This is a genomic window from uncultured Sphingobacterium sp. (assembly GCF_964277905.1).
GTDB lineage: Bacteria > Bacteroidota > Bacteroidia > Sphingobacteriales > Sphingobacteriaceae > Sphingobacterium > Sphingobacterium siyangense.
Genome location: NZ_CAXYKD010000024.1, coordinates 267,253 through 285,118 on the forward strand (window position 1 = coordinate 267,253; position 17,866 = coordinate 285,118).

Sequence of the window (17,866 nt, forward strand, 5' to 3'; positions counted from 1 at the left end):
AGGAATATGCTCGCTCGAAAAAAAATCAATTTTGTTACTCGACTTGACTATCGGGATTAATAAATTCTGTCTCCCTTTGGTCATAGCAGATTCAACCATCTCCGGATTGCATCATGAAGGTTTTTTCTGTAAGTTTGACTAATGCCAGAATTGATTCAAGATAAAACAATATTTTCCTTGCTGGAAGTCAGCCGCAGTATCCAAAAGACACTTGCAGAGCGGTATAAGAGTTTGTACTGGATCAAAGCAGAAATGAACAAGCTCAATCATTATACGCATTCTGGCCACTGTTACCCTGAACTGGTTGAAAAACAGGATGGTAAAATTGTCGCTGAAATTCGGTCCATCTTATGGAAAGCTGATTACAATCGTATCAACAACAATTTTCTTAAAGTCGCCCAAGAACCTTTGCGAGAAGGGATCACGATGTTATTTCAGGCAAGTATTTCCTATGATCCCATGTACGGATTAAGTTTGCGCATTGTTGATATTGATCCGACTTTTACCTTAGGTGAACTTGAAAAGGAGAAGTTAGACAGTATCCGAAAGCTGAAAGCAGAGGGCATATATGAGTCCAATAAATTACTGGGCTTTCCGGTGGTTCCCAAAAGATTGGCGATTATTTCAGTAGAAACAAGTAAGGGACTTTCTGATTTTTACAAAATTATTAATCAAAACCCTTGGGGTTACCGCATAGAATGCACGCTCTTTCCGGCATTATTACAAGGAGACAAGTCAGTGCCTTCTATTATCAATCAGCTTGCAGTTATTGCTGAAAAAATCGACAAGTACGATGTCGTCGCCATCATACGTGGAGGGGGTGGTGAGGTTGGGCTTTCCAGTTATAACAACTACTTATTGGCACGTGCTATCGCTATTTTCCCAATCCCTGTATTGACGGGCATTGGACATTCGACGAATTACACGGTTAGCGAAATGGTCGCCTATAAAAACGCCATCACTCCCAGTGAGCTAGCCGATTTTCTGATTCAGAAGTTTCATAACTTTGCTATTCCGGTTGATAAGGCAGCGGAAAGTATACAGCAACTCATTCTTACTCGTTTTAAAGAAGAGCGCAATGTACTATCTCAGCTCGCAACACATATACAATGGATTGGCAAAAGGGAAATTCAGACCTCGAGAGCCGCTGTTCAGCAATTTCAACATGAGCTGAACTCCTTGATAAAATTACGGCTTTACGAGCACAAGACGGCTTTGGCTCATACTGAGCGAATTATTCAACTCTCTGATCCTATTCGGTTATTGAAACAAGGTTTTTCAATTACTAAGGTTAACGGAAAACTACTGCAGTCGGTGACACAGGTATCACCGGGCGATGTGATACAGACGATACTCGAATATGGCGAACTTACCAGTACTGTAACGGATAAATCTCCGAAAGAAGGTTTGGATGCGAACCAGGTTTAAGTTGGCCATCGTTACACAAAATTTTAAAGAAATCATATCATAATGGAACAGAATTATACCTATACAGATGCCTTTAACGAGTTGCAAACAATCGTAAGAGAAATTGAAAATGGCACAACAAATATTGATGAGCTCGCGGGAAAAATCAAAAGGGCTTCCGACCTCATTCAAGTCTGCAAAGCCAAGTTAACAGCAACGGAGGACGAGGTAAACAGTTTATTACAGAAAATATCCCCTGCTCAGGAAACGGATGATGACGAATAGTTAAACCAAACGACAAGGCACATCAAGATCCTCGGTAAAATAATAACTGGCACATAAGCGGTGGTAACCATCTGCTATGATAAGTTTCCCGTTTGCCCGAACCAACAGAATTGGAGATAACTTTTCCTTCTTCTTGATCTTTCTTAGATTTTCCTTGACGTGGCGATTGGTATCAGGAAGCAGCGGAAGTGCACTAGCCCGCAAAATATCCTTGGATTTCTTTTTTATCGTAGTTGCTCCTCTAAGTTTGTCAACAAAGGCCTTACATTCTTCCGGAACAAATAAAAGCTCCAAATAATCGTAAGCTGCGGGGAAGTCATGTTCCTGGGGATCCGTTAACCAAAAAGCCTGTCCTTTTTCAATTTTAACTGTACTCATAATATAGACATCATTTCCTAATACATTTTAGCTCATCCTAAAGCTTGCTAATATTGATAAGCCACGACCTGCCTATCACGGCGCACTGTTTCTACAAACTCCCGATGTTTGGTCACATTTCCCGTCAATCGCCAAATGGTATTCAAACTTTCTTTGTTATAGCGTTGACTTACAATGACAGCCTTAAAACCCATCCGTCTGATTAACTGCTCGGTATGTTCAAAATCTGCCTCAGATGAGGTCTGCAGTTCATAGTCTTTTATCTTGTGATAATTGTCAATATAGGTTTGCAAATAAGTTAGCAGCGCTAAAATCATCAGAACCAAGCCTACACCAATAAACGCTAAAAATATATATCCAGCACCAACACACATGCCCAAAGAAGCTGCAGCCCAAATTGTCGTAGCGGTCGTTATACCACTTACTTTATTGTCTTCTTTGAAAATCACGCCTGCTCCTAGAAAACCAATACCGGTAATAATGTTTGCCGCCAATCGATCTGGATTTGCCAATCCAATTTTTAATGAAAGAATAGTAAAAAGACAAGATCCAAAGCTCACCAATATAAACGTCCTCAAACCCGCGGATTTATTGCGATATTCACGTTCAATCCCAATCAGCAGACCTATTAAGACTGATAACATGATAAGTAAAACGTCACGCGATTCGAAAGGTTGTAATAGGTTATCCATGAGTTTATTTCTTCTTCATCCAATTTAAGAAAAATAGGGAGATCTATCAAATGATCTCCCTATTAAAGAATAGCTTTTCTTCGACCTAATACATTGGTACTTCAATTAGCAGTAATGATGTATCATAGTAAGCTTCAAGCGCTATTTTTTCTGTTTCGTATAAACCAATGGCATCCCTTCTTGATAGCATTTCATTTGCTACGGCGATCTTTCCTTCCAAAACAAAAAGATAAAGCCCATTTTGCTCCGAATGAATAGTATATTCTATCTTTTTACCCGCCTCGATGTCTGCCAAGTTAAAATATGCATCCTGATGTATATGTACAGCATTGTGGTCCATTTTATCCGGCGAAACAATCGTTGCAAATTTATTGTGCCGATCCAACTGAAGGTAGGATTTCTGATCGTATCTGGGCTCCAACCCTATTTCGTTGGGGATTACCCAAATTTGTAGAAATTTAACAAGATTCTTCTGATCGTTATTAAACTCGGCGTGCTGCACCCCAGTACCTGCAGACATAATCTGCACATCTCCTGTTTGGATCGTACGGCCAGTGCCCATACTATCCTGATGTGCCAGTTCCCCCTCCAGTGGTATGCTAACAATTTCCATATTGTCGTGTCCATGCCGATCAAAACCTTGACCACCTTCCACCTGATCATCGTTCAATACCCTCAGTGCACCAAAATTCATCCTTTCGGGATCAAGATACTGTCCAAAACTGAATGAATGCGCACTTTTCAGCCAGCCGAAATCGACGTGACCACGATCGCTTTCCCGATGTATAATCTTTTGCATGTTATCCTCCTTACTGCATAAGCTTCTAACTATCAAGGACAAAACCCATACCAACAGGAATATAAACCCAAAATCTGACAATTTGTCAAAAGAGAGGACTACAGTGGCTTTAATTTATCCGGAGCTAGCGCGTAAACAAGTGCACGCGCGAGAATTCTATTCGGGTCTATGATAGTCATCCCATTGTAATCCCGTTCAGGGATAGCCAAAGGTAACTCTGCACAACCCAAAATAATGACCTGCGCTCCTTTCTTTTTCAGATCATCCATGACCAACAATAGATCTTCCCTTGCTTTATTCGCAATCGGTACGGGTTGGGCCTTTATTCCATAATCCTCATCATAGATTGCATTATTTACCTTCTCTTGCTGCGATCCTTCCGGCTCGACAACAACGAAACCTTTTCGAATAAATGCTTCCCGATATAAACTGCAGATCTGTTCTCCTGCGGTAGACAAAATCCCGACTGTCGTGTCGGGATAGTTTTCGTCTACAAATCGGACAGTTTCATAGACGATATGCAATAGCTTCAATGTGCTCCCCATACGAGCCATCTCATCTTGAACAACAGAAAAAATTGGTTCTGCATGTGCCGTATTGGACGGAATCGCCGCAATGGTCGCTCCGGCCATTTCAAGTTGTCTTAAAATTGCAGCGATAGCCTTACCGGGATTAACATTGGATTTATCCAATAAATACGCCGTTCGGTCAGAGATTAAATTTGGACATGAGAATAACAAGAGCGGCAAGTGTTCCTGATCGGATCTTGCCGCCGTCTCATCTATAATTTTCTTCGTAATATCCAAGCCGCCATAAGGGCCTAGTCCACCTACTATTCCAATCATAAAACTATTTTTATATCATAGATATAACCAATAGTCTTACAAATGGTTTGTAGAAATTACCATTCTATGGACTGATCTTCGTCAGGAATCTGCGTATTCAATTGCCGTTCCAAGATCAATGAGCCCGAAACCTTGAACTTAATAGCTGTCGTAGAAACCAAGGTATAATCCGTAAATTCATAATCCACATTATTTACCGTAATATAACGATGCAATAGGTAAGGACGTACAGCATCCATCTGTTCCGAAACAGTATAACTTGCATCTTTTTTAACAGTAAATTTCATATTTGGATTTTCAGCCCGAAATGTAACCCCACCAGTTTCATTGAACGTTGCAAAGACCTTATAATTCTTCCTGTCTTTACGATCTTCATCAATGTTCCCTGCATAAAAGAAAACTGTATTTTCATCAACTACATAGCTTCTAATTTGGCTCTTGACAATCGGAGTCTCACTTTCATGCCCATCCATCACCACTTTTAAGGCTGTGCCACTGTAAGTTCCTGAATAATTATTGAAAGGATTTATACGCAGTAATGCTTTCTTATAATATTTTCGAGGGTTTATTTTGTATTTAGCAGCGGGATCCTCCAAAATCGTCAATGGAAGCACCCATTTTTCGGCCATATCAATTCCTTTTAACGAAAAATCGATAGCCATTAACGCGGTGTTCTCCCCCGACTTTATATTTACGGTCTCAGGGATAGAAAAATACGTATTATTCAACTGCTTGTAATAGAAATCTTCTCTGGTCTGAAAACGTTCATAATTCAATATGCCCAATGTATCGGGATCCACCGCAACACGTACTGAAAGATCCGTATTATTTGTGGTCGATCCACTCACTTCCAACGGCTGTAGAAATGTAGTTTTTTGCCCCTCTTTATACCGGACATAAATATTTGCGACACCCTCATTTTCCAGAGGGGCTTTAAATGAAACGTAATGTTCAAATTGTTCCTCTTTCCATTCATCGTTGCATGCATAGCATACACATAATACCATCAGGAACAAAAGCTGTATAGATGACTTTTTCATAAATTGCATAGTTGATTAATCGTTATAGGTCCAACCAGGGTTTTGTGTTAAATTCTTGTTGCGTTTAAGCTCCGTATGGCTAATCGGCCAGAACCACATTTTATCCGCAAAGGTCGTTTTCAATGTCCAAATCGCGACTGGTTGGTAGAAAAGATCACGTTCTTTTTCATTCATCAAGACATTACACCCATAAACCGGCAAAGCTTCTTCAACCGGAGCATCCATCCAACGACGCAAATCATAGTAGCGTTGTCCCTCACCCATAAGCTCTATAAACCGTTCACGCTTTATAGACTTACGTAATTCATTCTTACTTCCGTATACACTCGCGGAATAATCGGGAACTCCACCCCGGATGCGAACAGGCTGAATACCCTTTTTAATTTCAGCGATGTCGCGGTTTATCGTATAACTTCCACCTCGCCAGGACGGAATCGTAAAAGAACTACTTAGTTCATTTAATGCTTCGGCATATATCAGTAGTATATCGGCATAACGGATCGCGGGTTCTGCTTTGGGGACGACACGCGATCCCACACCCCCCTCATAAGTATCACTTGGGTGAACAAATTTTTTAACCCCAAATCCTGTGCGTAACCAATATCCATTGGCCGAGTTAAAGCCATTGCCTTTTGGATCTGCACTATAATAAAAAATTTGTTTGTTGCGATTTTCTTCCTTGGTTTCATTGAGCAAAGTCCAAAAACTACCACTATACGAAACAGATGCATAAAACCTAGGCTCACGATTTGCGTATTGCAAAGAAACACCTGGACGCAATGGTCTATATTTTTTTGCATTATAATCGTCTTGGGTAACATATCCTGTACTTCTATTGGAGCCATTTCCACGTCCTATTTCTTTATCCTTACCCGGGACATCTGTTCCATCATTCATATAATAGGCATCGACAAGTTTCTGTGTAAGACCATGTGTATTCCATCCTGTTGCAGAACGAGGTAGTTGATGGATTACCATCTGATCAATTCCTTCATTGGGTTGATTTTTGCCACGTGTAAAGATTAATTCTGGATTGCCCGATGCCGATAATGTGCCATCAAATACTTGAGCATATGATTTCGTGGGATCAATATTTGCCCACCCTTCCGGCCAGCTTTTGTCTGAAAAATTATGATCCTCAGGCGGTTTAACTGTCGCATCATCTCCCGTTTCCTGAAAGGGCGCTGTATAAAGTTTGTATAGCCCCAATTCGATCACATCTCGTGCAGCTGCTGCAGCTTTTGCCCATTTTTCTTCCTTAAATTCTGCGGAAAGCAATCGTTTACCTTGTTTATCCACCAATAGTGCCGCATAGCCGGAATTATTACCATTCGCCAATGGACTTGCGGCATAGAGTAACACTTTAGCACGTGCAGCCAAAGCCGCGCCAACAGTTGGCCTTGCCGAACCGTCCTGCCCACGTTTCATCCCTAAGGATTCCATTTCTTTAGCAGCCTGCAACAATTCATCGCTGATATAGGTTGCACATTCCTCATACGTACTTCGCGGAATAGCCAGATCATCATAGCTATCGGTATAATCCAAACCTTCGTCCGGTAATATTGGCACCGGACCATATTTGCGGAGCAATAACCAGTAAAGATAAGCCCTTGCAAAACGTGCCTGCCCCCTATAATCGGAGATCTCAGCTGCAGACATTTCGTTATTCATATAAATATTCTGAATAAAGGTCGAAGCATTGCGAATCCCGCGATAAGATTGTGTCCAGGTTCCTTGCTTATCATTTTCGGTGTACTGCCCCATTTTAAACATGTTGTAGGACAATTCATTTTTCGAAGGGTCATAATCGCGATCCCGGTCACCATAATACATATCATCCGCGAAACAATGTGGAGTATTTCCCTTACTCGCAACATCGGCATTTTCGCCCCTGAATTCTTCAAATACATGTGCAAGCCATTCTTCAGAATAGAGTTTACTTTTAAACGTTTTCTCTATGTTGAGTCGATCCTTAAAATATTGATCGGACTTTAAATAATCCTTTTTGCATGACGAGACAACACTTGCGCTAAATACGAGCATCATCGCAATATATAGATTCTTTCTTTGCATCTTTTTTAAATTTATAGATTGACATTGATGCCAAATGTAAACGATTTAGGTAATGGGTAATCCTCTCCTCTTGGTGTCGCTAACTCGGGATCCCAAAGCTTGAATTTTGACCAGGTCAATAAATTCGAGCCCGTAAAAAAAACACGAATGCTATTAGTCTTAATTCGATTGGTCAGTGCTTTTGGCAAGGTATAACCAATATCGAGCGTTTTCAAGCGAACATATTGACCATTTTTTAACCAAAAAGTTGACTCTCTAAAATTATTGGGATTCGCACCATAACTCAACCTTGGATAAGAGGCATTGGGATTTTCTGTCGATGGGTCGCCAGATAGGTCTGCCGATATCCAACGGTTATCGCCCATCACACCTTTCAGCACCTGCCCCCATTCTCCCTCACTAAATGCATATACAGTTTTTCCATAGGTGAAAAAAGTTGATTTCCCCGCTCCTTGAAAATGGACGCTAAAATCTAAACTTTTCCAACTCGCTGACAATCCTACGCCATAAATCAAATTGGGACGTCTCGTTGCGCCAATCGCAACACGATCGCCATCATCTATAATACCGTCACCGTTGACATCTTTATATTTGATATCTCCTGGCTGGTAAGTTCCGAATACCTGTTTTGGGCTATTTCGTATATCATCATAGTCCTTAAATAAGCCTAACGCAATAAGTCCTTTTGCTTGGTCAACGCGGTATCCCTTTTGATTTTGATAGCCATACACATTATTTTCTTCATCAATCTCAGTGATTTCGTTCTTACTATACGTAATATTACTTCTGGCAGTTAAATTTACTTCCCCCAACTTTTGTTTGTATTCTAAACGACCATCAAAACCATTGGATTTCACCGCTCCCACGTTAGCACTTGGTACGGATTCTAGTCCAACCATCGCAGGTAGAAAATTACGGGCCATATAAATCCCGGTACGTTGCTCATTGAAGAAATCCAAGTTGGCAATAATCTTATCTTTAAAGAGCGCCAAATCAAATCCCAAATTCCTTTTTGTAGCCATTTCCCAAGTCACATTAGGGGATGCCACCTGACTATATTTCATGGCTAGATACGGGCGTTCAAATCCATAATCAGCCCAGTCATAACCTCCATTTACTTGCGAGATGGTCGATAAATAAGGGAAGCGCACACCGCCAGCCAATTGATCATTACCTACTCTTCCCCAAGAATAACGCACCTTAAACATATTCATCCAGGAGATATTTTCCTTTACAAAAGGCTCCTCGCCGATATTCCATGCTGCTGAAACAGCCGGAAAAAAGCCATATTGTTTACCTGGAGCAAAGTTTTCTGACCCGTTATACCCAAAATTAAAATCAGCAATATAGCGTGATTTCCAATTATAAGTCAGACGTCCAGCTAACCCTTGATTCCTTTTTGCGATTCCATTTTTAATATCATCACCAAGATCAACTGTACGAACAAGCGCATCACGCGTGAAACGAGCAACTGCACCAATGTTATGATCACCAATACTACGGTCATAATTGAACATCATATCATAAAACTCGCGACGCTCACCACTAGCACTACTTGCCTGATACAGTTCGTGCGGATCAGAAATATGTGTAAATATCAAATTGCCATTTTCATCTCGTGCACGTTCGGCCCGCCACTGTTCCGGCCATTTGCGCCGTTGAATATTATTGTCATTATTTGTATCGTAGCCCAAAATTCCTCTAAACCGTAATCCCTTGGTAATAAAGTCAAAATTTTGCTCAATAGAAATGTTTGTCTGTATCTTATTTTGCCAGGTTTCATTGTACCCAGTCTGTGTAGCAACTACCCAAGGATTGGTTTGGTTTCCAGCTCCAATAGCAGGCACGTAGCCATTCGAATACAATACAGGCGTACGAATTGGCGAATAACCAAAGAGCACACCCCAAAAGTCATCGTCTCCTAAGCCGGGGCTATTTCTTTTATTGAGGGAGCCCGCAACGCCAATTTTCAACACAGTGCTTTTGGTTACGTTAATATCGGTGTTTAAGCGGTAGTTATATCTTTTGTAATTTGCATTTGTACTGTAATCGTTGCGCAAAGTTTCATCCGTTTTATACATCCCCCCTTCATTAATGTAGCTTCCGGACAAAAAATAACGGGCAGTTGCCCCACCACCAGTCATATTTAGATTGGCACGATAAGTCATCGCTCCATCTTTTAGCAATAGATCTTTCCAGTTGACATTTGGATATAAATCGGGATCCAAGCCCAAGCGTAGGATTTCAAGCTCCTCTGGCTGATAAATAGGCTCAAAATTCCGTGTAATACGCGCTTCATTTAGGAGATTTGCGTAGGTAATACCATCTTCAAACTCAGGTGTAATAGTCCGGGTATTGTAGATATTTTCATCTTTAAAATTGATACTGATCTTACCATCTTTACCCCTCTTTGTGGTGATTAATATAACACCGTTTGCTCCTTTTGAACCGTAGATCGCAGTTACAGCTGCATCTTTAAGAATATTGATCGTCTCAATATCTTCAATATTGATATCGTTTATGTCACGCTCAATATTATCGACCAGAATAAGAGCCGACGCTCCGCCACCGAAGGTAGAAATACCTCTGATCCAGAACTCTGTAATATTTCTTCCAGGCTGCCCCGACTGCATCATCCCCAGCACACCAGGAGCATTCCCGATCAAGGCATTACTTATACTTGAAGTTGGATTCTTTGTCATCGTGTTTAGATCCACACTACTCGTTGCAGCGGTCGATGTCAACTTCTTCTGTGTACCCGTACCAGTAACCACGACTTCCTCGAGCACACTAGTCTCAGATTCTTTCAATGTCACATTAACAGCATGCGTATCCTTGATTAGTACTTCTTGTTTCTGATACCCCACAGATGAGAATACAAGCGTCTTATAACGCTCAACTTTAATTTTATAATTTCCTTTATTATCGGTCGTAGTTCCCAACCCAGGCACATCCTTAACTGAGATGCTGACACCAACTATGGGTGCTTTCTGTCCATCAACAACTACACCCGTTACTTCAAGAATATCCTGCGCCAACACACCAAAGGTCACACAGAGAAGCAACATACATGTTAACAATATTTTATTTATCATTTTATCACAGGTTAATTTTGGTTACTTTCATCCATTTCTTCCAACGCTATCTTGCGAATCCGGCGATTTTCTCGGTCTCCTATATAAAAGGCCCCTTCTTGCTCATTATATGCTATACCTGATGGACGATCAAAACGAGCATCATCACGCAAATCACCATTCACATATCCATACGGATTACTATTGAGACTTGAGCTTCCGCGACCAGCGAAGGTGGTTACAGCCCCTTCAGGCGTAAGCACACGAATCGCATGATTATTAAGATCTGTGAAATAAAAATCATACGGATCCGGCTTGCCTGCTTCCACATAGGCTTGATTTTTAACAAAAACGCCTTGATAAGGTTGATTGACACGAGCAGAGGAACCCACACCATCTTTGTATCCCGATTCCCTAACTTTTCCACAAACAAGATAAGGCTGATTAAAACGTTTCTTTTCCCAATTGTAATCGGCACGCATAATATAGCCTTGGTTAATAACTAAAATATAAGCGTAATTTCCACTTGGATGAATCAATGCGCGGTACTCCCATTCCGGATCCTGAATGACATATAGAAACTCTGCTTTAGTCGTTTTATCTTTGAAATATTGATTCAGGTCGAAACGGTAAAACTCTCCTTTCGCATAGCTATTAAAGTACATTTCGCCATTGACCGGATGAACAGACGCTCCATTACATTGCTTACTTCTTGTCAATACCTCTTTGTCCAAAAAATTCCTGGCACGCGAAAAAAGCAGGGTAGATTCATCATTTTCTCCCCCACGATCCTGAGCCACAATCATATAATTGCCATCCATAGAAAAGTCGACACTACGTGGACGATCAAAATCCGAACGTTTTTTTGTTATGGTACTATCCTCAAAATTGATAAGATATAGACCATTATTGTTATCGAAGGTCATCCAAAGATGCTTTGGATTTAGGGGATCAAACTTCATAAAAGAAGAAAGCCAAAAGCCGCTTGCCATCTGATTCTGATCTGCATCTTTAAACTTCCCGTCTTTCCAAGGTTCATCACCACGTGCGTTTCGATACCCCGCTAGAGTCGATACAACAAGTTTACGCTGATAGTCAAAATTTGCGGATGCCTTTCCGACGACAGGCTTTTCCTCTCCTCCGACGCGCACTTCAATGTCACCTTTGAAAGCCTGCTTTGGTACGAGACAATAGAGTGATTCACCCAAAGCGTTAATGACTACAGCTTTCTTCCCGCCAATAAAAACATTTACATTTTTTGGATCGTTTCCAAAGTTTTTTCCATAGATCACAAGTCGTTGCCCCATACCTCCTGATTTGGGAGCGAAGTCCGAAACAACAACAGGTTGCGAAGGATCAAAGGGCACACCTTCTGAAATACTGCCAAGATTGTCATTTTTGCAGCTTCCAAAGCCGAAAATAAGCACCATAATGGGCCAAATCATCCGATTTAGAAACCAACTATTAGTCGCTATTTGTTTCATTCTCATAAGGTTTTTTTAATTAGTTAGAATTTATTCTATAAACATTACTATATCGCCGCCAATGAATCCCAGATTCATTGATTATGTGATATATTCCTTAAAATTTCATTAACATCACTGCTATTTATAGGATAGTTTTAGGACGAACGGATTGAGGCTCGCCTCATCACCGAGCGAACGCTTAGTTTTAATTTCCACATAATTGGTTACTTTTATATAAAGCTAAATGGTATTAGCTATCTTAAGCTAAAAAAAGACTTTCTGACAATCGCTTCAAAGTCTTTCGGTTTTTAAAATTACTTTTCTACTTATTTTTCTATTTTAAACTCACAATAGCTATCGACCTTAACGGTTCCCATTCCCCGTGCTCTACACTATTTTTTCTTCACGAAGAAAATGGACGAATGATTTCTGATTTGACTTTCTAAATGCTTCTCTAAGGTTTTCTTTCTATAATTGATTACTCAAATTTAGGGATTGTAAAGATTCTGATACTATAGAATTATCTCAATAAACTGCTTATTTGTATCACAGCAAATAAAGATGACCACATATTTGCGTACACGCCACTTCTTGGATATTATTTTGAAAAAAGGTTGGCATGTGAAAAGCATTTTGCTTTGGCTGACTGGAGAATTAGTCCGCTATTCGGAGATCTTATGGATCAAGCCATATCATTTGCTGCTCGCTTGGGTTCAAACAAAAAAAACCTGCAAAAATATTTGCAGGTTTTATCTTTTGTAGCCCGTAGGGGAATCGAACCCCTGTTTCAAGAATGAAAATCTTGCGTCCTAACCCCTAGACGAACGGGCCCTTTTATGCAACTCCAATAACATTGTTGTTTTTGGAGTTGCAAATATAGATCTTAAAATCAGTATTCCAAAAAAAAACTAAATATTTTTTAAATAAGGTCGAAACCGATATCTCTTCTGAAGTATTTCCCTTCAAAATATATCCTTCCAGCATCTGCAGTTGCCTGTTGAAGGGCTTCAAACAATGTATCTTGCAATGTGGTAACAGCAATTACACGTCCTCCTGCAGTAACGATCTTGCCATCCAGCTCTCTCGTACCTGCTTGAAATACGATGGATTCTTTCACGTTTTCAATATTGGCGATCTCTTTTCCAGATTCATAATCTCCGGGATAACCTCCGGCAACCAACATCACCGTCACGGCTGTTTTAGGAGATACTGTATAGGAACGTTGATCCAAATTCCCTTGTGCAACACCTTCCAGTAAATCCAACAGATCCGATTCAATACGCGGCAATACGGATTCAGTCTCCGGATCCCCCATACGAACATTATACTCGATGACGTAAGGTTCCCCTTCTACATTCATCAAACCGATAAAAATAAATCCCTTATAAGGAATACCATCTTTTTTAAGTCCTTCAACTGTCGGTCTGATAATACGCTCTTCTACTTTATTTAAAAATGTCTCATCTGCAAAAGGAACCGGAGATATCGATCCCATACCACCCGTATTTAGGCCTGTATCACCTTCTCCAATACGTTTATAATCTTTTGCAGAAGGAAGCACTTTATATGAATTACCATCTGTCAAAACAAAAACAGACAATTCAATTCCTTTTAAGAATTCTTCAACAACCACAACTCGGCTAGCTTCACCAAACTTTGAATCTGCGATCATCGCTTTTAGCTCAGCTTTAGCATCTTCCAGCGTCTCGCAGATCAACACTCCTTTGCCTGCAGCTAAACCATCAGCCTTAAGCACAATCGGCAATTTTTGCGTTTCAAGGTAAGCCAATCCATCTTCCAATGATGTTGCATCAAACGATCTTGAAGCAGCCGTAGGTACGCCATGGCGATCCATAAATTGCTTTGAAAAATCTTTTGAGCCCTCCAATTGAGCGCCCTCCTGTTGTGGCCCTATTACCGGGATATCTTTTAAATCTTCCCGATTTAAAAAATAATCATGAATACCTTTTACCAAAGGTTCTTCGGGACCGACGAGCACCATTTGCACGTTATTCTCCAAAACGAAGGAAGCAATAGCAGCAAAGTCAGTAACTTTAATATTTACATTCTGACCATACGCACCTGTTCCAGCATTTCCTGGAGCAATAAACAACTGATCTAAACGTGGACTTTTCGACAACTTATAGGCGAAGGCGGATTCACGACCTCCTGAACCGATTATTAGGATATTCATAACACAAAGATATTTTTTTTATGCTAATTTTAAGGTATCAGATCGTTTAAAATGAGACTAATATTTTGATTTATAAATTGAATAAAGGAAAATATTTTCTAATTTTCATAAAACATTAGTCATATGTATGCTAAATTACTGCTGTTAGTAAATTGCCTCCTATTCGCTTTTTTGGCGTCGGCCCAGATCGATCAGACGTTGCAGAAACTGGATACTTACCATAGCCAGCACATCAAAGAAAAAATCTATCTCCATTTGGACAAAAATGATTATTCGGCTGGAGAAACCATCTGGTTTAAATTATACTGCACCACCGCCCCTTTTAATTATTTGAGCAACATTAGTAAAATTGCTAACGTAGAATTGATTTCTCCAACCAATAAGATCATTAAAAGTATCAAAATTCCAATTACAATCGGTCTAAGTATAGGCGACTTCAATCTGCCGGACACCTTGGAAGAAGGTTCCTACCGCGTTAGATCATTTACCAAATGGATGCAAAATGACTCTGTAGCCAATTTCTATGAACGCGTTATTCCGATCACAAATGGCCGATCCGATAATATCATGACGAGAAGTGAACTCGTTAAAAACGGAACAGAAAACATGTTCCAGATTAATCTCAAAACCATTCAGGGAGCCCCACTGATTAATAACAGCATCAGTTATACCCTACAACCGAACAACAATAAAGAAAAATCCGGCCGATTAAAATCGAATGATAATGGAACAATAGCTTTGGAATTGAAAGATGACTTTAAAGGCGGAACACTGTCTCTACAATTTCTTTCTTTGGATAAAAGACGTATCCTAAAAAGTTTTGTTATCCCGGATCCAAACAGCCAAAATAGCATTCAAATTTTCCCCGAAAGTGGCGAACTGGTCAGCAACATATTATGCAAGACAGGATTCAAAATCCTTACTCCTGCTGGATTGGGAAAAAAAGCCAAAATAACCGTGGTGGAAGAAAATCAAACGACTGTTGCAGATTTTGAAACAAATTCACTGGGGATGGGAAGTATCCCGCTCGTCCTAGAGGCAGGAAAAAAATACGTCGCTACAGCCCTTTTCGAAGATGGGTCTTCAACAAGCACAGCCTTACCGCCAGTGCTGAATTCCGGATATGTTCTTACGGTAAATTCGGGACTAAAGGATAAGATTGCAGCACAACTATCCGCGACAGCGGATCTGGTCAACGGCAAAGATATATATCTGGTAGCCCAATACAATGGCCTTGTCTTCCATGCCGCAAAGCAGAAATTGAATGGCGCGGACATCTTATTCAATATCCCCAAAAAGAACCTGCCTTCTGGAGTTTTACAATTATCCATCTTAACAGATCAAATGGTTCCTATAGCAGAAAGATTAGTGTTTAATTACAATACGACATCGACCTTACTTCCTGTCGCCGTAGAACTCAACAAATCCAGCTTCACAACACGCGATAAAGTGATTGCTAATCTTTCCGTTAAATATGATGATAGTGACACCACTAGGTTTGCTGCGCTCTCCGCATCAGTGGTAAACCTCAGCAAGGTTGATTCCACGACAGACCGTTATTATTCATCTATTATCTCGGAGCTCCTATTGAAATCTGATCTTCGCGGCTTTATTGAACGTCCCAATTATTACTTTGAGGATTTAACAAACATTAAACTGACAGAACTGGACAATCTGATGTTGATCCAAGGTTGGCGCAAGTTGGACTGGAAGAATTACACCAGTACGTCAACAACTTCGTTCCTTCCTGAAAAAGGACTTACGATCGCTGGGACCATCAAGAAAACGGCCCGAAAGGCTGTGGTTCCAAATGCCAAAGTAACGCTAATACCAACGAGCAATATGTTGCTGAGCGTAGATACGCTGACAGACAATAATGGCAGATTCTCATTTGACGAACTTTTATTTGCAGACAGTGTCAAGTTTATTGTGACAGGTGATGGCCCTAAAGAGAAAAAAAGAGTTGATATTGTTATAGACAACCCGCTCACCCCCCTTCCAAATACGAGTAAAGATCAACCCTTGCTGGTTAACGACATCAATACCACGCTGCTTACACAACTGAAAAATAGCCAACAATTCCTTGGCGAATTGGAAGCTGCGGGCATAATCCAAAAGAGCATTCGGTTGGAAGAGGTACAGGTCAATCGAGTACGAACAAATAAAGCTGACAAAAACTCCAGAAACCTCAACGGCCCAGGAAATGCCGATCAAGTGATTTCGGCCGAGGACCTTTCCACCTGTACGACACTGGAGCAGTGTCTTGCGGGTCGATTAGTTGGTGTCATGTTTCGAAATGGTGTCCCTTACAGCACGAGATCCATGGGGTTAAATGGCGGAAGTCCCATGCAAATTGTTCTTGATGGGATGTATATTGAAGCAGATCAAATAAGCATGATCAATGTAGCGGATATTTCTAGTATCGAGGTTCTTCGTAGTGCGGGAAATACGGCCATATACGGCAGCTACGGAGGCAACGGTGTTATCGTTATTACCAGTAAATCGGGAGATGCCATCTCCTCATCTTATACCCCTACAGGAATTCTAACGATCACGCCAAAAGGACTATATGTACCCCGAACCTTTTTCAAGCCTCAATATGATGCAACAATCCAACATAAGCTTACACGCGATCTACGGACAACAATCGCATGGGAACCAAATCTGATTACGCAGAAAGAAGGAAAAACACATTTCGATTTCTTTACTTCTGACGAACCTGGGACTTACAAACTAACTGTTGAGGGAATAAGCATGGATGGAAAAATTGCTCATCTTGAGTATTTAATAGAGGTAAAACCACAATAGCAGTGCAAACAAATCGTTAAATTTAAAGACAAGGTTATGGAACATATTAAAACCAAAATAGAAGATCATATTTTAAGTATTTTCCTCGACAGGGGAAAGTCAAATGCCATCGACACACAGCTATTGAAGGAACTGATAGACACTTTAGAATCTTCCCAGAAAAATGAAGCCATTTATGGTGCAATATTGATTGGCAAGGAAAACTTCTTTAGCGCAGGACTCGATCTAATTACCTTATTCCAATACGATGAAGAACAGATTCGGGAATTCTGGAATTTATTCTTAGAAGCGACATCGTTACTCGCCGCTTTTCCAAAACCAATAGTTGCCGCAATATCTGGCCATAGTCCCGCTGGAGGCTGCGTACTGGCGCTCTGCTGCGATTATCGCATTATGGTCGAAGGGAATTTTGTGATTGGCCTTAATGAAATTCCAGTCGGACTCATCGTCCCTGAAAGTATATTTCAGCTTTATGCATTTTGGATCGGAAAACGGAATGCCTATCAGAATTTGCTCGAAGGTAAATTGCTTTCTCCTGTAGATGCAAAAATACAGGGGCTTATCGACGATATTGTTCCCGCTAATATACTCTTCAATACCGCAACAAAAAAGATAAAACAGATTACGCAGTTCAACCAAAAGACCTGGCAGACATCCAAATTGAACTTCCGAAAGGAAATAATCCTTAAATTGCGCGAGAATAGAGAAGAGACAATCCAGCGCATCCTCGAACAATGGTGGCTTCCGTCAACGCGCTCTATTCTAAATTCAATCATTGAAAACTTGACTTCAAAGAAGTAATATT

General features: G+C 40.5%; 13 protein-coding genes and 1 tRNA gene. 4 read left to right on the forward strand and 10 right to left on the reverse strand.

Annotation, left to right across the window (positions count from 1 at the left end; genetic code table 11):
- The first annotated feature begins 141 nt into the window (after positions 1-141).
- Together xseA and xseB are read left to right on the forward strand one after the other, a co-directional pair.
- The gene (gene xseA / locus ACHWSC_RS11055; RefSeq protein WP_394676817.1) at positions 142-1,428 is read left to right on the forward strand and encodes an exodeoxyribonuclease VII large subunit; all 1,287 of its coding nucleotides are present in this window, start codon (positions 142-144) and stop codon (positions 1,426-1,428) included.
- A 42-nt stretch (positions 1,429-1,470) separates the two neighbouring features.
- Complete coding sequence (xseB, locus tag ACHWSC_RS11060) at positions 1,471-1,692, forward strand: exodeoxyribonuclease VII small subunit (RefSeq protein ID WP_075990493.1); 222 nt, start codon at positions 1,471-1,473, stop codon at positions 1,690-1,692.
- Here the strand turns inward: xseB and ACHWSC_RS11065 are convergent, their stop codons facing one another.
- The 10 genes from ACHWSC_RS11065 to purD form a co-directional block, all read right to left on the reverse strand.
- Complete coding sequence (locus tag ACHWSC_RS11065) at positions 1,693-2,070, reverse strand: hypothetical protein (protein WP_394676818.1); 378 nt, start codon at positions 2,068-2,070, stop codon at positions 1,693-1,695. It abuts the gene before it with no gap.
- Positions 2,071-2,117: 47 nt separating this feature from the next.
- Positions 2,118-2,762, reverse strand: a complete 645-nt coding sequence (locus ACHWSC_RS11070; protein WP_201666907.1) for an MgtC/SapB family protein — start codon at positions 2,760-2,762, stop codon at positions 2,118-2,120.
- A gap of 85 nt (positions 2,763-2,847) precedes the next feature.
- The gene (locus tag ACHWSC_RS11075) at positions 2,848-3,561 is read right to left on the reverse strand and encodes a pirin family protein (RefSeq protein ID WP_394676819.1); all 714 of its coding nucleotides are present in this window, start codon (positions 3,559-3,561) and stop codon (positions 2,848-2,850) included.
- A gap of 98 nt (positions 3,562-3,659) precedes the next feature.
- A complete protein-coding gene (locus ACHWSC_RS11080) occupies positions 3,660-4,406 on the reverse strand; it encodes an aspartate/glutamate racemase family protein (protein ID WP_394676820.1) in 747 nt (248 codons plus the stop codon).
- Positions 4,407-4,462: 56 nt separating this feature from the next.
- Positions 4,463-5,446, reverse strand: coding sequence for a DUF4973 domain-containing protein (locus tag ACHWSC_RS11085; RefSeq protein ID WP_394676821.1), 984 nt, complete (start codon positions 5,444-5,446; stop codon positions 4,463-4,465).
- Positions 5,447-5,461: 15 nt separating this feature from the next.
- Entirely contained in the window at positions 5,462-7,519 is a 2,058-nt protein-coding gene (locus ACHWSC_RS11090) for a RagB/SusD family nutrient uptake outer membrane protein (protein WP_394676822.1), read from the reverse strand.
- A gap of 11 nt (positions 7,520-7,530) precedes the next feature.
- The gene (locus ACHWSC_RS11095; RefSeq protein WP_394676823.1) at positions 7,531-10,614 is read right to left on the reverse strand and encodes a SusC/RagA family TonB-linked outer membrane protein; all 3,084 of its coding nucleotides are present in this window, start codon (positions 10,612-10,614) and stop codon (positions 7,531-7,533) included.
- An 11-nt stretch (positions 10,615-10,625) separates the two neighbouring features.
- A complete protein-coding gene (locus ACHWSC_RS11100; RefSeq protein WP_394676824.1) occupies positions 10,626-12,077 on the reverse strand; it encodes an IPT/TIG domain-containing protein in 1,452 nt (483 codons plus the stop codon).
- Between the two features lie 741 nt (positions 12,078-12,818).
- A tRNA-Glu gene (locus tag ACHWSC_RS11105) sits at positions 12,819-12,890 on the reverse strand.
- 88 nt (positions 12,891-12,978) lie between these two features.
- Positions 12,979-14,253, reverse strand: coding sequence for a phosphoribosylamine--glycine ligase (gene purD / locus ACHWSC_RS11110; protein ID WP_394676825.1), 1,275 nt, complete (start codon positions 14,251-14,253; stop codon positions 12,979-12,981).
- Positions 14,254-14,376: 123 nt separating this feature from the next.
- On the opposite strand from purD, the gene ACHWSC_RS11115 reads away from it, so the two are divergent.
- Together ACHWSC_RS11115 and ACHWSC_RS11120 are read left to right on the forward strand one after the other, a co-directional pair.
- Entirely contained in the window at positions 14,377-17,061 is a 2,685-nt protein-coding gene (locus tag ACHWSC_RS11115; RefSeq protein ID WP_394676826.1) for a TonB-dependent receptor plug domain-containing protein, read from the forward strand.
- A 36-nt stretch (positions 17,062-17,097) separates the two neighbouring features.
- A complete protein-coding gene (locus tag ACHWSC_RS11120) occupies positions 17,098-17,862 on the forward strand; it encodes an enoyl-CoA hydratase/isomerase family protein (protein ID WP_394676827.1) in 765 nt (254 codons plus the stop codon).
- Positions 17,863-17,866 lie beyond the last annotated feature (4 nt).

Excerpts from the sequence above, each read along its gene's own strand:
- ACHWSC_RS11085 (WP_394676821.1), bottom strand. The coding sequence starts at position 5,446 with ATGAAAAAGTCATCTATACAGCTTTTGTTCCTGATGGTATTATGTGTA.
- ACHWSC_RS11120 (WP_394676827.1), top strand. The coding sequence starts at position 17,098 with ATGGAACATATTAAAACCAAAATAGAAGATCATATTTTAAGTATTTTC.
- ACHWSC_RS11080 (WP_394676820.1), bottom strand. The coding sequence starts at position 4,406 with ATGATTGGAATAGTAGGTGGACTAGGCCCTTATGGCGGCTTGGATATT.
- ACHWSC_RS11095 (WP_394676823.1), bottom strand. The coding sequence starts at position 10,614 with ATGATAAATAAAATATTGTTAACATGTATGTTGCTTCTCTGTGTGACC.
- xseB (WP_075990493.1), top strand. The coding sequence starts at position 1,471 with ATGGAACAGAATTATACCTATACAGATGCCTTTAACGAGTTGCAAACA.
- ACHWSC_RS11100 (WP_394676824.1), bottom strand. The coding sequence starts at position 12,077 with ATGAAACAAATAGCGACTAATAGTTGGTTTCTAAATCGGATGATTTGG.
- ACHWSC_RS11065 (WP_394676818.1), bottom strand. The coding sequence starts at position 2,070 with ATGAGTACAGTTAAAATTGAAAAAGGACAGGCTTTTTGGTTAACGGAT.
- xseA (WP_394676817.1), top strand. The coding sequence starts at position 142 with ATGCCAGAATTGATTCAAGATAAAACAATATTTTCCTTGCTGGAAGTC.
- ACHWSC_RS11115 (WP_394676826.1), top strand. The coding sequence starts at position 14,377 with ATGTATGCTAAATTACTGCTGTTAGTAAATTGCCTCCTATTCGCTTTT.
- ACHWSC_RS11070 (WP_201666907.1), bottom strand. The coding sequence starts at position 2,762 with ATGGATAACCTATTACAACCTTTCGAATCGCGTGACGTTTTACTTATC.
- ACHWSC_RS11075 (WP_394676819.1), bottom strand. The coding sequence starts at position 3,561 with ATGCAAAAGATTATACATCGGGAAAGCGATCGTGGTCACGTCGATTTC.
- purD (WP_394676825.1), bottom strand. The coding sequence starts at position 14,253 with ATGAATATCCTAATAATCGGTTCAGGAGGTCGTGAATCCGCCTTCGCC.
- ACHWSC_RS11090 (WP_394676822.1), bottom strand. The coding sequence starts at position 7,519 with ATGCAAAGAAAGAATCTATATATTGCGATGATGCTCGTATTTAGCGCA.